The sequence below is a fragment of the Variovorax sp. GW822-FHT04A09 genome (assembly GCF_058801005.1).
The window spans coordinates 430297-443627 of the sequence record NZ_JBXAMV010000004.1 but is presented as its reverse complement, the minus strand read 5'-3'; the positions used below and the strand labels follow the sequence as shown (position 1 = coordinate 443627).

Here is a 13331-nt window from a genome sequence, read left to right as displayed (position 1 = left end):
TCATGCTGAACTTCGAACTCCTCAAGACCGACCCCGACAGCCACGCGCGCCGCGCGACGCTCACGCTCAACCACGGCAAGGTCCAGACGCCGATCTTCATGCCCGTGGGCACCTACGGCACGGTCAAGGGCGTGATGCCGCGCAGCCTCGAAGAGATGGGCGCGCAGATCATCCTGGGCAACACCTTCCACCTGTGGATGCGCCCGGGCCTGGACGTCATGGCGAGCTTCGGCGGCCTGCACCAGTTCGAGAAATGGGACAAGCCCATCCTCACCGACTCGGGCGGCTTCCAGGTGTGGTCGCTGGGCGCGATGCGCAAGATCAGCGAAGAGGGCGTGAAGTTCGCGTCGCCCGTCAATGGCGACAAGCTGTTCCTCACGCCCGAGGTCTCGATGCAGATCCAGACCATCCTGAACAGCGACATCGTGATGCAGTTCGACGAGTGCACGCCCTACGACACCAAGGGCCACATCACGACCGAGGCCGAGGCGCGCGTCTCGATGGAGCTGAGCCTGCGCTGGGCCAAGCGCTGCCAGGCCGAGTTCACGCGCCTTTCGAACCCCAACGCGCTGTTCGGCATCGTGCAGGGCGGCATGTTCGAGAACCTGCGCGAAGAGTCGCTGGCGGCGCTGGTCGACATGGACTTCCCCGGCTACGCCATCGGCGGCGTGAGCGTGGGCGAGCCCAAGGAAGAGATGCTGCACATCATGGGCCACACGCCGCACCGGCTGCCCGCGAACAAGCCGCGCTACCTGATGGGCGTGGGCACGCCCGAAGACCTGGTGCAGGGCGTGGCCGACGGCGTCGACATGTTCGACTGCGTGATGCCCACGCGCAATGCGCGCAACGGCACGATGTTCACGCGCTTCGGCGACCTGAAGATGCGCAACGCGCGCCACAAGAGCGACCCGCAGCCGGTCGACCCGAGCTGCACCTGCCACGCCTGCGCGGGCACCTCGGGCGTGAGCTGGAACGACGGCGGGCGCGAAGGCTTCAGCCGCGCCTACCTGCACCACCTGGACCGCTGCGGCGAAATGCTCGGTCCGATGCTGTGCACCATCCACAATCTGCACTACTACCTGAACCTGATGACCGAGATCCGTGCGGCGCTCGACGCGGGCACGTTCACGGAATTCCGCGCACGGTTCAAGTCCGATCGCGCACGCGGCGTCTAGGACTTTGCGGCGCCCGGCGGCCTGATGGCCAGGGGCGTCGCGTAGGGTTCGATGCGCAGCAGCTCGTTCCTGAAGACCACGACCTGCCTGAGCGGCGCCTGCACCAGCGCCCCGCTCGCATCCTTGTGCGAGGCGTACTGCCAGAGCGTGAGCTGACCCTTCTCGGCCAGCATGGCGGCAAGCCGCTGCACGGGCGGCGCCGCGCCGGCGCCCAGCTGGGCCGCCTCGATGCCCACCACGATGTCGTCTCGCGGCGAGACCACTTTGAAGAGCAGCACGGGCGCCGGTGCCTGCGCCTGCGCGCGGACGTGCCGCGCCGCGAAGGCGGCCGGAAGCAGCGCGAGGCAGAAGACGAAACGGCGGTTGAAGGAGCTCATGGGCCGAAGCGTATGCCTGCCACGGCGACCTGCCCACAGGCCGGAAGCCATACGCCGGGTGGAGGCCCGGCCGGCACCAGGGACGCCGTCATCCGGTACGCTTGCCCTGTCTTCACTGCGGTTGTCCTCACCCTCATGACCAACGCCCCCCCACCCACGGCCTATACCGCCCGTTACCCCTCGCTGGCCGGCCGCACCGTGTTCATCTCGGGCGGCGCCAGCGGCATCGGCGAATCGCTGGTGCGGGCCTTTCATGCCCAAGGCGCGAAGGTCGGCTTCTGCGACCTCGACACGGCCGCCGGCGATGCGCTCGCCGCGCAGCTGCAGGGCGCGCACCCCGCGCTTTTCGTGCCCTGCGACGTGACCGACACGGCCGCGCTCGCCGCCGCCATCGACACAGTGCGCCAGCGCTTCGGGCCGGTGTCGGTGCTGCTGAACAACGCGGCCAACGACCGCCGCCACGAGATGGCCGACGTGACGAGCGACGACTTCGACCGCCTCGTGGCCGTCAACATCAAGCACCAGTTCTTTGCCGCGCAGGCCGTGGCCGAGGACATGCGCGCGTTGGGCGGCGGCTCGATCGTCAACTTCGGCTCGATCAGCTGGCTCATGAAGGGCCGCGGCTACCCGGTCTACCAGGCCTGCAAGGCGGGCGTGAACGGCCTCACGCGCTCGCTGGCGCGCGACCTGGGCAAGCAGAACATCCGGGTCAACACGATCATGCCGGGCTGGGTGATGACCGAGCGGCAGATCAAGCTGTGGGTGAAGCCCGAATCCGCCGCGGAGATCGATGCGGCGCAGTGCCTGCCGGGGCGCGTGATGGCGGAAGACATCGCCGCGATGGCGCTGTTCCTGGCGGCCGACGATTCGCGCATGTGCACCGCGCAGGACTACGTGGTGGACGCAGGCTGGACCTGAAGCGCTTCAACGGTCGCCCCAAAGAAAAAGCCCGGCATGCCGGGCTTTTTGCTGCGTGGGTGGCGGGACGATCAGTCGCGCAGTTCGGCCGGCAGCGTGCCGCCATTGGCGGCGATGCGAGTCATCACCTGCTTGTGCAGGCCGATGTTCCATTCGGCCGAACCCGGTTCGCCGTTGCTGTAGAGGATTTCGCTGGCCAGTTCCTTGCGCGCGGCGAGGCTGCTGTCCAGGCCCAGCAACTTGAGCAGGTCGACGATCGAGGTGCGCCAGTTCAGGCCGGCGGCACCTGGCATCGCGTCCAGGACGGCGGGCACGTCGCCCAGCGGGATCGCGGGCGGCGGTGCGGCAACGGCCGGCGCGCCGGGTGCAGCCGCCGGCGGTGCGGCGACGACTTCAGCGGCGTTGGCCGACGGGAAAATCTTGGAAAAAATCTTGCCGAAAATGCTCATGGGTGTGCTCCGTCAATGTGAATGGGAAAACCCGCGGCACGGCGTTGCGTGACGCAGCCCGGGGTTGTAGCACGACCGTGCGGCGCTTTCGCTACGTGGCAGGCTGAACCGGCGCGCCCGGCGTGACCGATTGCGCAGTGCCGGTCACAGGTGTATGCGCAGCGGCCGAGGTTCCGCAAGCGTGGCAGAACTTGGAGAACGCGCTCTTGCGCGTGCTGCAGTGGCCGCAGTGGTCGAACAGGCCGATGCCGCAGTGCGGGCAGAAGTCGATCTCGTTGTTCTTCAGGTCGACCGGCCGCTCGCAGCCGGGGCACACACTCTTGGCCAGGCGGGCCAGCGCGACGTCGTAGCTCAGCTCTTCGCGGCGCACCTGGTCGGGCTGCTGCTCGGCGAGCTTCTGGCGCGCCAGGTAGCGGTTGAGCGCCACGATGGCGTAGCGCCCCACCAGCACCGTGAGCACGATGCCCACCACGTAGCGCACGTAGCCGCCGTAGCTCGGCAGGTAGGGCACCAGCTCGACGAAGAAGGCAAACAGCGCAAAGAAGATGAAGCCCCACACGAAGGGCCAGTAGGTGCTCTTGCGCTTCTTCACGAACAGCCAGCCGGCCACCAGCAGCAGCGGCAGGGTCAGCGCGAGCCGGTAGCCGAACACGCGCAGTTCGACGCGGCGGTACTCGGCGTCCAGGCGCTGCTGCGCGTCGTGTTCCAGCACGCCCAATGCCGCGCGCGCACGCTGCTCGGCCTGGCGCGCGTCGAGTGCGATCTGGCGCTGCGCGTCGGCCTTGCGCTGCGCCGCGTCTTCCTTCTGCTTGAAGGCGTCGAGCGCCTTGGTGCGCGCGATGAGCTCGGTGTCCTGGTCGGGCTGCGCGGTGGCGCGGCGCGTGGCGATCCAGTTGCCGAAGGTCTCGCGCGCGTTGGCGCTGGCCTGCTGCGCGGTGTTGAGCTGCAGCTGCGCCTGGTCGAGGTCGCGCGCGGCCTGCAGCTCGGCGGCCTCCGAGGCCTTGATGGTGGCGCGCAGCGGCTCGGCCGCGGGCTTGTCGATGAAGTCGTCGAGCACGCGCACGCGCTCGACCTGCGGCAGGTCGCCCACGATCGTGCTGCCCAGCCCGATCAGGAAGCTCGCGAACACGAACGCCACCAGCCACAGGCCGCGGCGGAACCACTTCTCGGAGAGGCGCAGGGATTTGCTCATGGTCGTTCCTTCTTTCTTTTCTTCGTTTCGCTCAGAGCTTGAGTGTGACTGGCGCCGCGCCCAGGCCCGCGCGCGGCAGCCAGGTGAACACCGAGTCGACGGTCACGGTCTCGATGCGGTCCGAAAACCGTTTCTCGTTCGGATGATCGTCGAACGCGATGTTGGCCGAGCCCACGCGCCCGCCCAGTCGAGTCAGCGGGCCGAGGTTCAGCGTGGTGGGCTCGTAGCCCTTGAACTGCAGCCAGGCCTGCGCCTGCGCGCGGGTGCCGATGGTGGCGGGTTCCATCGCCGCGGCCAGGGTCTCGAGGGCCCACTGGTTCGACTGCTGGTACTTCTGGCCCCAGGCGTAGCTCACGATGCTGTAGGGCGCCACGTTCAGGCGCACGAGGCGCGCGTCGGGCTCGCGCAGCGCGGCCATCAGCTGCGCCTGCACCGCGGGCGTGGGCACGGACCAGGCGGCCTCGTAGCGCCACAGGTCGTCGAGGAAGAACTCGCCCAGCCCCTGCCGGTAGACCGCGGCCACCGCCGTGCCGCAGTGGTTGAGCTTGTGCACCACGCGCCACGGGCCCTCGTCGGTCTTGTACGCGATGCCCAGGTGCGAATAGCGCAGGCCGTACTTGCTCAGGTCTTGTCCGGCGCGCGCCAGGATGACCACGCGCGCACCGCTCGCATCGAGCTGCTGCGAGGTGCGCTCGGCCAGCTGCATGCCCTTGACGATGAGCGCCGGCGTCGGCCTGACCTGTTCGCACGAGCGGCCGGCGTTCGCCTGCAAGGGCAGCACCGCTGCGACGGTGAACGCCAGCAGCAGCGCGGGGCGCGAGGCGGGTTTCACGACAGTCTTTCGTTGTGAAGCAGTGCGCGGCCGACCGCGTTGGGCACGAAGGCCAGCACCTCGCCAGCAGCCGAGAGCACGACGCCCGTGCCGATCACGCTGACGACCACGGCCGTGCCGGCGGCCGCCGACACGCCGCGGGTGGCGCGCCCCATCACCTTGACGCTGGCGCGGGCGCCGTCCGAGGCGCGTTCGAGCAGGTAGACGGTGCCGTCGACCGAGGCCTCGACCGCGATCACGGTGAGCACCGAGCCGCCCACCGACAGCGCCGCGGGCACGGCGACCACCGCAGTGGCCGATGCACCGACGACCGAAGCAGCACCGACCACCGAGGCCACGGGCAGCAGCGACAGCGCGGCCGAGGCCTCGCTCTGGGCCCGTGCGGACAGCGGCGTCGCCACACCCGCGAACGCAGCGCAGGCGGCGAAGGCCAGGGCGGCCATCGACCGCGCCAGGGCGGTCTTGCGCGAAGCCGGCTGGCTGCGCTGGACGATCGAAACGGTGGGGGATGAGAGGGGTTGCATGAAGGCCTCGCGGCGCAGTGAAGGTGAGCGAATGATGGTTCGCCTTCACGCCGCGGGGCTCGAATACTTCAACCAGTTGCGATCCTGGCGTCCCGCAGTATCCCGAAGAGATACTTTGGGGCGCACGCTTCAGGAAGCCAGCAGGCCGGCCACGCGCTGGTGCAGCGTCTCGGGCTGCACCTCCTGCGGCGCCACGGGGTGGCCCACGCGCAGGCCCACGCGGCTGAAGAGGCCGCGGCGGAAGGGCTTGGCCATGGCGACCTGCTGGCCGCCGCGCAGCTCGATGCGGCTGAAGTACGAGCCCCAGAGGTTGGTCAGCGCCATCGGGACCACGGGCGGCTCGATGCCTTCGGCGCGTGCGCCCTCGAGGATCTTCATCACACCGCCCTTGAAGGGCTGCAGCTCGCCGTCGCGCGTGATCGCGCCCTCGGGGAAGATGCCCAGCAGGTCGCCCTCGCGCAGCACGCCGATGGCCTTGGCAAAGGCCGCCTCGTACGCGGCCGGGTCTTCCTTCTGCGGCGCGATCGGAATGGCCTTGGCCAGCTTGAACAGCCAGCCGAGCACCGGGACCTTGAAGATGCGGTGGTCCATGATGAAACGGATCGGGCGCGGGCTCGCCGCCATCAGCAGCACCGCGTCGATGAAACTCACGTGGTTGCACACCAGCACGGCGGCGCCCTCGGTGGGAATGTGCTGGTCGTCCTTGATGTCGAAGCGGTACACGAAGCGCGACAGCACCCAGGCCACGAAGCGCAGCAGGTACTCGGGCACCAGCATGAAGATGTAGAACGCGACCACCGCGTTGGCGATGCCGGTGAACAGGAAGATCTGCGGGATCGTGAAGCCCGCGCCGAGCAGCGCGCCCGCGATGACCGAGCTGCCGATCATGAAGAGCGCATTGAGGATGTTGTTGGCCGCGATGATCCGCGCGCGGTGCGTGGGCTGGCTGCGCAACTGGATCAGGGCGTACATCGGCACGCTGTACAGGCCCGCGAAGAGCGACAGCAGCCCCAGGTCGGCCATCACGCGCCAGTGCGCCGGCTGCTGCATGAAGGCGCCCAGGCCCATGCCCGTCGCCGGGGGCAAGGCGCGCGAGGCAAAGTACAGGTCGATGGCGAACACGCTCATGCCGATGGCGCCCAGCGGCACGAGGCCGATTTCCACCTGCCGGCGGCTCAGCGTCTCGCACAGCAGCGAGCCCACGCCGATGCCCACCGAGAACACCACCAAGAGCAGCGAGGCCACCTGCTCGTCGCCGTGCAGCACTTCCTTGGCAAAGCTGGGGAACTGGCTCAGGAACACCGCGCCGAAGAACCACATCCACGAGATGCCCAGCAGCGAGCGGAACACCACGATGTTCTCGCGCGCCAGCATCAGGTTGCGCCAGGTTTCGCTGAAGGGGTTCCAGTTGATGACCAGGCTCGGGTCGGTGGCTGGCGCGGGCGGAATGGCCTGCGCCACGCCGCGCCCCACCAGCGCCAGCAGCAGGCAGGCCACGGCCACCGTGGTGTGGCCGATCTGCGGCATCGCCACCAGCAGCCCGCCCGCCACCTGGCCCAGCAGGATGGCGACGAAGGTGCCCATCTCGACCATGCCGTTGCCGCCGGTGAGCTCGCGCGAATCGAGCACCTGCGGCAGGTAGGCGAACTTGACCGGGCCGAACAGCGTGGAGTGCAGCCCCATGAGGAACACGCAGCCCAGCAGCACCACCGCGTCGGCGCGCACGAAACCCCAGGCGGCGATCAGCATGATCGCGATCTCGAGGTTCTTGACGAAGCGGATCATCTTCGTCTTGTCGAACTTGTCGGTCAGCTGCCCGGCCGTGGCCGAGAACAGCAAGAAGGGCAGGATGAACAGCGCACCGATCACCAGCCCCGCCATCGCCGGCGGCATCCAGCTCAGCTGCAGCTGGTAGGTCACCATGACGGTGAAGGCGAACTTGAAGAGGTTGTCGTTCGCGGCCCCCGCGAACTGGGTCCAGAAGAAGGGCGCGAAGCGCCGCTGGCCGAGCAGGGCGAACTGGTTCGCGTGGGCGTTGGGCTCATGCACCACGGGCGCAGTCGCGGCGGCGGCGGGGGTTGTCATGCGATGCAATCTCCTCTTTGTCTTCTACCGCTGCGCCACCGGCGTTCCGGTGGTCAGGCCGCGTCACACCGCAATCGCGGCAGGGTCGGGATTGTGCCGCAGCAGCGTCGCGCGCCAGCCCTTTTCAAGACGGTACAGCGCCATCAGCACAGGCAGGCCGGCCAGCGACGCCACCAGGTGCTTGAGCGTGTGGCCCGACACGAGGTGGCCGGTGGCTTCGTAGATGGCGTGGTCGCCCAGTTCGAAGGCCTTGGCCACCACATAGAACGCGATCACCCAGCCCAGCTTGAGCCCGACGGCGCCGCGCATCGGCGTGGCCAGCGCCAGCGTGAGCACCACCGCCATGCCGCCGAACTGCACCAGCGCCCAGGGCAGAACGTTGCCGGTTTCCTGGCAGACCTCGGCCGCCAGCAGGCCGGCCGTGAGCACGAACCAGGCGGCCGGCCAGCCGGCGCGCTGGCTGACGCGTTCGCAGACGGCGATGCCGATCAGGCCCGCGAAGGCCACGGCCATGCCGGCGCGGTCGGCGGCGAGGCGGGGCGCGTCGGGCAGCAGGTGATAGAAGGCCGAGCCGGCGGCGGTGGCGATCAGGCCGGCGAAGAACAGCCAGGCGCAATCCAGCGTGTTGTCCGGCGGGTCGTTGGCGGGCGGCGCCAGCGGAAACCCGGCCAGCGCTTCCTGGTGCGAGCGGTCGATGCGGTTGAGCCGGTACAGCCCCAGGCAGCCGATCGCCAGGAACGACAGGTTGCTCAGCACGTCCATCGCGTTGGGCAGGTGGAACAGCGGCCGGTTGTCGGCGAACACCGAGGCGATCGCCACGTCGGCGGCCGGCAGCGCCGGGCCGAAGAAGGCGACGAGCAGGAGCAGCGCGAAGGTGAACAACAGTCCGCGTTCGCGGCGTGTCAGGGTGGGCAGAAGCATGGCGTTCCTCGGTGGGGTGGTGGCTGGCGGGTGGAATCTAGTTGCCAGCCCTCCCCCAGGCATCGAGAATCGATACGAGGCACTATTTCACTCCCTTCGGTATCCTTTTTCTATACCTTCAACCCGTACCCTCCCTTCATGAGCACCACCGTCGACCTGGTCCAGGCCCTCAAGAACGAACTCAAAAGCGCCCGCATGACGTATGCCGACCTGGCCCGGTCGCTGGACATGGCGGAGTCCAGCGTCAAGCGCATGCTGGCCAAGAGCGACATGCCGCTGTCGCGCGTCGATGCGATCTGCCGCGCCCTGAAGATCGATTTCGCCGAGCTGGCGCGGCGCGTGGCCGACGCGCAGCCGCTGCTGAAGGAGCTGACCCACGAGCAGGAGAAAGCCGTGGTCAAGGACAAGAAGCTGCTGCTGGTGGCGATCAGCGTGCTGAGCCAGTGGACGCTGGAGCAGATCGTGTCGTCGTACCGGATCACCGAGGCCGAGTGCATCGGCTGCCTGGCGCAGCTGGACCGCATCGGCATCATCGAGCTGCGCCCGCTCAACCGGTATCGCCTGAAGCTCGCGAAAACCTTCCGCTGGCGCCCGCACGGCCCGGTGATGGAGTTCTTCCGCGAGAACGTGGTGCTCGACTACTACAAGGGCGGCTTCGACGGCCCGGCCGAAGGCCTGCTGCTGGTGCACGGCTCGATCAGCCGGTCGCTGGCGCCCGCCTTCATGGAGCGGCTGCAGCGCGTGGCGCAAGATTTCGCGCAGCAGCACCAGACCGACCAGAAGCTGTCGGCCAAGGACCGCGAGGGCTACACCCTGCTGCTGGGCATGCGCAACTGGGAATTCGAACTCTTCACCCGCCTGCGGCGGAACTGAAGGCCCGTCAGGGCTTCGCTGCTTCCAATGCGTCGCGCGTGGTGCGCGCCGCGTTCTTCGCCGCGTCGGCGAAGTCTTCGCCCGACGAGGCGTAGATGATCGCCCGCGACGAGTTCACGATGATCGGCGCGTCGGCGCGCCAGCCGGCGCGCACGGTGGCGACCGCGTCGCCGCCCTGGGCACCGACGCCCGGGATCAGCAGCGGCACCGTCGGCGCGAGTTCGCGCACGCGCTCGATCTCGGCCGGGTAGGTCGCGCCCACCACGAGGCCGAGCTGGCCGTTGAGGTTCCACGGGCCCTGCGCCAGGCGGGCGACGTGCTCGTACAGGAAGGGCTGGCCCTCGACGCTGGCCAGACGCTGGCCCTGCAGGTCGGAACCGCCGGGGTTGCTGGTGCGGCACAGCAGGAAGGCGCCCTTGCCTTCGTACTGGAGATACGGCGCGACCGAGTCGAAGCCCATGAAGGGCGACAGGGTCACGGCGTCGGCGCCGTAGCGCTCGAAGGCTTCGAGCGCGTACTGCTCGGCGGTGGAACCGATGTCGCCGCGCTTGGCGTCCAGGATGGTGGGCACATGGGGCGCGTTGCGGCGCATGTGCTCCATCAGGCGTTCGAGCTGGTCTTCGGCGCGGTGGGCCGCGAAGTAGGCGATCTGGGGCTTGAAGGCGATGACCAGGTCGGCCGTCGCGTCGACGATGCGCGCGCAGAAGTCATAGATGCGGCTGGCGTCGCCCTTGTACGCCCCCGGGAATTTGGCTGGCTCCGGGTCGAGGCCCACGCAGAGCAACGAACCGTTGGTTTGCTGTGCAGCGGCCAGCTTGTCGAGGAAAGTCATGGGGCCCGATTTTACGGACCCCGCCCGCCGACCTCAGGCCGAAGGGGTGGCCTGCTCCGCGGCCAGGCACAGGTCGGCCCAGGCGCGGGCCTTGTCGGCCGGGTTGCGTAGCAGGTAGGCGGGGTGGTAGGTGGCCACCACCGGCACGCCGTTGGCCGACGCCAGCGGCACGGCACGACCGCGCAGCTTGCCCAGCGGATCGCGGCTTTGCATCAGGCTCTGCGCGGCCAGCGGGCCCATCGCCAGCACGACGCAGGGCGCCAGCGCCGCCGCGTGGGCGTCGAAGGCGGCGTCGATCGGCTGCGGGGCGCCGGGCTGGCCAGCGGCCACGCCGCGGTGCGTGCGCATCAGGTGCACGGGCGTGCGGCCGTCGTGCAGCTTCAGCGCACGCAGCATGTTGTCGAGCAGGCGGCCGGCGTCGCCCGCGAAAGGCTCGCCGTGGCGGCCGTCGGCCTCGGGGGGCATGTCGGCCACGACCAGCCAGCCGCCCTGCACCGGCGCCGCGGCATCGGCCTTGTCGGCGTACAGGCGGCAGGGCGCTTCGACCAGCACGGCGGCGCCTTGCGCGACGGGCGCCGGCGCGACAGGACGCGGCGCCGGGGCGGCCACGGGACGGGCGACGGGCGCCGGTGCCGGGCGCGACGGAGGCGGCGCGTCGTACGACTGGTCGCGATCGTCGAGCTCCAGCGGCGGGCCTTCGGGCATGTCGGGCATGCCGGAATCAGCGGCCACGGGAGCCTCCGGCTCGGCTTCGACTTCGATCTCGGGTTCCGGCGGCACGGGCCACCAGACCTTCACGCCCATTTCGTCGAGCATGGCGCGCTGGCGCGCGTCCAGGCGCAGGGTGTGGACCGCGGTGTCCGTCATCGCAAAGCTCCCCAGGCGGAGCCTGTTTCGTTGAGGCGCATGCTCATGACGACCGCGTCTTCACGCTTGCCGTCGAACGCCGGGTAGTAGCCCTTGCGCACGCCGACGCTGCGAAAGCCTTGCCGCAGGTAGATGTCGAGCGCGCGCCGGTTGCTTTCGCGCACCTCGAGCCACAGCCACAGCGCGCCCTCGCCGCGCGACCAGCCGGCCAGCGCCTCGAGCATGAGCGGCGCCCAGCCCTGGCGCTGGAAGGCCGGCGCCACGGTGATGTTGAGCAGGTGCACCTCGTCCACGCCCTTCATGGCGACGAAGTAGCCGATCAGCGTTTCGCCCAGGCTGGTGCAGGGCGACTCGACACCCGGCGCCACGCCGGGCGCCAGCAGGCACTGGCAGTGGTAGCCCACGGCCATCGAATCGGTGAAGTTGGCGCGCGTCCAGGGGTGCGTGTAGGCCGTCTGCTCGACCGCGCACACGGCGTCGATCCGCTCGACGGTGAGCGGTTCAAGACGGGCTTCGACGGACTGGAGGACGGCGCTCATGCGGGGTTCGGCGGAACGGCGGCCGCCGCCTTGATGGCGGCGCGTTCCTCGGTGGTTTGCGCCACTTTATCGCGAACATACAGCGGCCAGGCCTGCGCGGCGGGCACGGTGCGCCCGGCCGCGAGCAGCGCGGGCGCCAGCCGCAGCATGGCGGCGGCCGTGGGCAGCACCTCGTGGCGGGCCGTGGCGCTCGCCAGGCGCGGGCCGTAGGCGGTGAAGGCGTTGCCGGCGAGCGCCCAGCCGGCCGGCACCTCGAGCGCCTCGGGGGCGAGCAGCAGCGGCTCGGGATCGCCGCCGAACGGGCCGGCGGCGGCGAAGTCGTAGTGCGCGGCGTAGAGCTGGTCCATGCGCGCGTCGAGCACAGCCACCACGCGCTGTGCGCCGAAGGCATCGCGCGCCTCGTCGGCCACGGCCAGCAGGGTGTCGACCGGCAGCAGCGGCACCTTGGCGCCGAAGGCCAGGCCCTGCGCCACCGAGCAGGCGGTGCGCAGGCCGGTGAAGGAGCCCGGGCCGCGCCCGAAGACGATGGCGTCGAGCTCGGCCAGCGCGAGCCCCGCGTCGGCGAGCAGCTCGCGGATCAACGGCAGCAGCGTGCTCGACGCCTGCGCGCCGCCCACGCCGCTGTGCGCCAGCACGCGGTCGCCGTGGCGCACCGCGACCGACAGGTGCTCGGTGCTCGTGTCGAAGGCCAGCAGCTTGTCAGACATTCGGACGCCCCATTCCCGCCGGGCACGGCGTCGGGCAGACCGGCGCCACGCGCACGGCTGCCGCGCGCACGCCGAACAGGATGCCGGCCGTCACCAGCGCAAGACCGGCGACCAGGCTCCAGTGCATGGGTTCGTCCAGCCACAGCACCGCGCCGAAGGCCGACAGGCCCGGCACCAGCGCCGTGATCATGGTGGTGCGCACGGGGCCGAAGTGCTGGATCATCTTCGTGAAGGTGATGCCCGAGATCACCACCGAGCCGACGCCCTGGAAGGCCATCTGAAACGCGACCTCGCCCCACGGCGCACTGCCGATGTGGCTCACGACCGCGCCCGAAGCCACCAGCAAGGTGTAGACCGGCACATAGGTCATGAGCGCGAACACGGTGATGGCGATGGTCGCGCGCACCGCGTCCAGGCCGTGGCGGCGCGCCACCACGCTGTAGCAGGCCCAGCAGAAGGCGGCGCCCATGAACATCAGGTCGCCCTTCCAGACCTCGCCGCCCTCGAAGGCGTGCAGCAGGCTGCGCCCGCCGACCACGAGGTCGCCCGCGACGATCATCGCCAGGCCGATGGCGCGCGTGGGGGTGATGCGGTCGCGCAGCACCAGCGCGGCCAGCAGCGTGGTCCACAGCGGCAGGCTGCCGGGCATCAGCACGGCGGCATGGCCGGCCGGCGCGAAGAAGAAGCCGCTGTAGGCGATGAGCGCGTAGGCCACGCCGCCGAAGATGCCGGCGGTGGCGGTGATGCGCAGCGACAGCGGCGACAGGCCGAAGAACGAGGACACGGCACCGCGGTGCTTCGTCGCCAGCCACGCGCCCCAGGGCACCAGCACCAGGCTGGCGCCGCAGACGCGCGCAAAGGCCAGGTCGAAGGGCGTGAGCGAGCGCGCGGCCGAGGCGCGCGCGATGAGGATGAAGGCGGTCCAGACCACGACGGTGACCACGGCCGCGCCGATGCCGAGCATGCGGGGAGACAGGAGGGGCGGGGAGGTCTGCGGGGGCGCGGCGGGCATCCCGCCATTATCGAGGGCAGGCCCCGGC

Annotated in this window: 15 protein-coding genes; 3 read left to right on the top strand and 12 right to left on the bottom strand. The window is 69.8% G+C overall.

Annotated features, from left to right (window positions below):
* The first annotated feature begins 2 nt into the window (after window positions 1–2).
* Window positions 3–1175 carry a tRNA guanosine(34) transglycosylase Tgt gene (gene tgt, locus AC1RLW_RS22205; RefSeq protein ID WP_493195092.1) on the top strand — a complete coding sequence of 391 codons (1173 nt, stop codon included), beginning with the start codon at window positions 3–5 and terminating at the stop codon, window positions 1173–1175.
* On the opposite strand, the gene AC1RLW_RS22200 is transcribed toward tgt, so the two are convergent.
* On the bottom strand, window positions 1172–1552 hold the full coding sequence (locus tag AC1RLW_RS22200) for a hypothetical protein (RefSeq protein ID WP_493195091.1): 381 nt from the start codon (window positions 1550–1552) through the stop codon (window positions 1172–1174). The two genes, tgt and AC1RLW_RS22200, sit on opposite strands and share 4 nt — an antisense overlap.
* A gap of 135 nt (window positions 1553–1687) precedes the next feature.
* On the opposite strand from AC1RLW_RS22200, the gene AC1RLW_RS22195 reads away from it, so the two are divergent.
* Window positions 1688–2470 carry an SDR family NAD(P)-dependent oxidoreductase gene (locus tag AC1RLW_RS22195; protein ID WP_493195090.1) on the top strand — a complete coding sequence of 261 codons (783 nt, stop codon included), beginning with the start codon at window positions 1688–1690 and terminating at the stop codon, window positions 2468–2470.
* 71 nt (window positions 2471–2541) lie between these two features.
* Here the strand turns inward: AC1RLW_RS22195 and AC1RLW_RS22190 are convergent, their stop codons facing one another.
* The 6 genes from AC1RLW_RS22190 to AC1RLW_RS22165 form a co-directional block, all read right to left on the bottom strand.
* Window positions 2542–2919, bottom strand: coding sequence for a DUF3597 domain-containing protein (locus tag AC1RLW_RS22190; protein ID WP_095747238.1), 378 nt, complete (start codon window positions 2917–2919; stop codon window positions 2542–2544).
* A 91-nt stretch (window positions 2920–3010) separates the two neighbouring features.
* Complete coding sequence (locus AC1RLW_RS22185) at window positions 3011–4111, bottom strand: serine endopeptidase (protein ID WP_070063203.1); 1101 nt, start codon at window positions 4109–4111, stop codon at window positions 3011–3013.
* Window positions 4112–4142: 31 nt separating this feature from the next.
* Window positions 4143–4943, bottom strand: a complete 801-nt coding sequence (locus AC1RLW_RS22180) for a DUF2145 domain-containing protein (RefSeq protein ID WP_493195088.1) — start codon at window positions 4941–4943, stop codon at window positions 4143–4145.
* Window positions 4940–5386 (bottom strand): hypothetical protein, encoded by a 447-nt coding sequence (locus tag AC1RLW_RS22175; RefSeq protein WP_493195335.1) that lies wholly within the window; start codon window positions 5384–5386, stop codon window positions 4940–4942. Before AC1RLW_RS22175 ends, AC1RLW_RS22180 begins: the two co-directional genes overlap by 4 nt.
* 210 nt (window positions 5387–5596) lie before the next feature.
* A complete protein-coding gene (locus tag AC1RLW_RS22170; protein ID WP_493195086.1) occupies window positions 5597–7552 on the bottom strand; it encodes an MFS transporter in 1956 nt (651 codons plus the stop codon).
* A 63-nt stretch (window positions 7553–7615) separates the two neighbouring features.
* Complete coding sequence (locus AC1RLW_RS22165) at window positions 7616–8473, bottom strand: hypothetical protein (protein WP_493195085.1); 858 nt, start codon at window positions 8471–8473, stop codon at window positions 7616–7618.
* A gap of 138 nt (window positions 8474–8611) precedes the next feature.
* On the opposite strand from AC1RLW_RS22165, the gene AC1RLW_RS22160 reads away from it, so the two are divergent.
* Window positions 8612–9346 carry a helix-turn-helix domain-containing protein gene (locus AC1RLW_RS22160; protein ID WP_062477478.1) on the top strand — a complete coding sequence of 245 codons (735 nt, stop codon included), beginning with the start codon at window positions 8612–8614 and terminating at the stop codon, window positions 9344–9346.
* Between the two features lie 7 nt (window positions 9347–9353).
* Here the strand turns inward: AC1RLW_RS22160 and pyrF are convergent, their stop codons facing one another.
* The 5 genes from pyrF to AC1RLW_RS22135 are packed head-to-tail and all read right to left on the bottom strand — an operon-like array spanning window position 9354 to window position 13303.
* Window positions 9354–10178: an orotidine-5'-phosphate decarboxylase gene (gene pyrF / locus AC1RLW_RS22155; protein WP_062477481.1), complete on the bottom strand. Its 825-nt coding sequence runs from the start codon at window positions 10176–10178 to the stop codon at window positions 9354–9356.
* 33 nt (window positions 10179–10211) lie between these two features.
* Window positions 10212–11045, bottom strand: coding sequence for a uracil-DNA glycosylase family protein (locus tag AC1RLW_RS22150; RefSeq protein ID WP_493195084.1), 834 nt, complete (start codon window positions 11043–11045; stop codon window positions 10212–10214).
* Window positions 11042–11584 carry a ribosomal protein S18-alanine N-acetyltransferase gene (rimI, locus tag AC1RLW_RS22145; RefSeq protein WP_062483095.1) on the bottom strand — a complete coding sequence of 181 codons (543 nt, stop codon included), beginning with the start codon at window positions 11582–11584 and terminating at the stop codon, window positions 11042–11044. The genes AC1RLW_RS22150 and rimI overlap by 4 nt, the downstream gene beginning before the upstream one ends.
* Entirely contained in the window at window positions 11581–12291 is a 711-nt protein-coding gene (tsaB, locus tag AC1RLW_RS22140) for a tRNA (adenosine(37)-N6)-threonylcarbamoyltransferase complex dimerization subunit type 1 TsaB (RefSeq protein WP_493195082.1), read from the bottom strand. The genes rimI and tsaB overlap by 4 nt, the downstream gene beginning before the upstream one ends.
* Window positions 12284–13303: a DMT family transporter gene (locus tag AC1RLW_RS22135; RefSeq protein WP_493195080.1), complete on the bottom strand. Its 1020-nt coding sequence runs from the start codon at window positions 13301–13303 to the stop codon at window positions 12284–12286. Before AC1RLW_RS22135 ends, tsaB begins: the two co-directional genes overlap by 8 nt.
* Window positions 13304–13331: the final 28 nt, after the last annotated feature.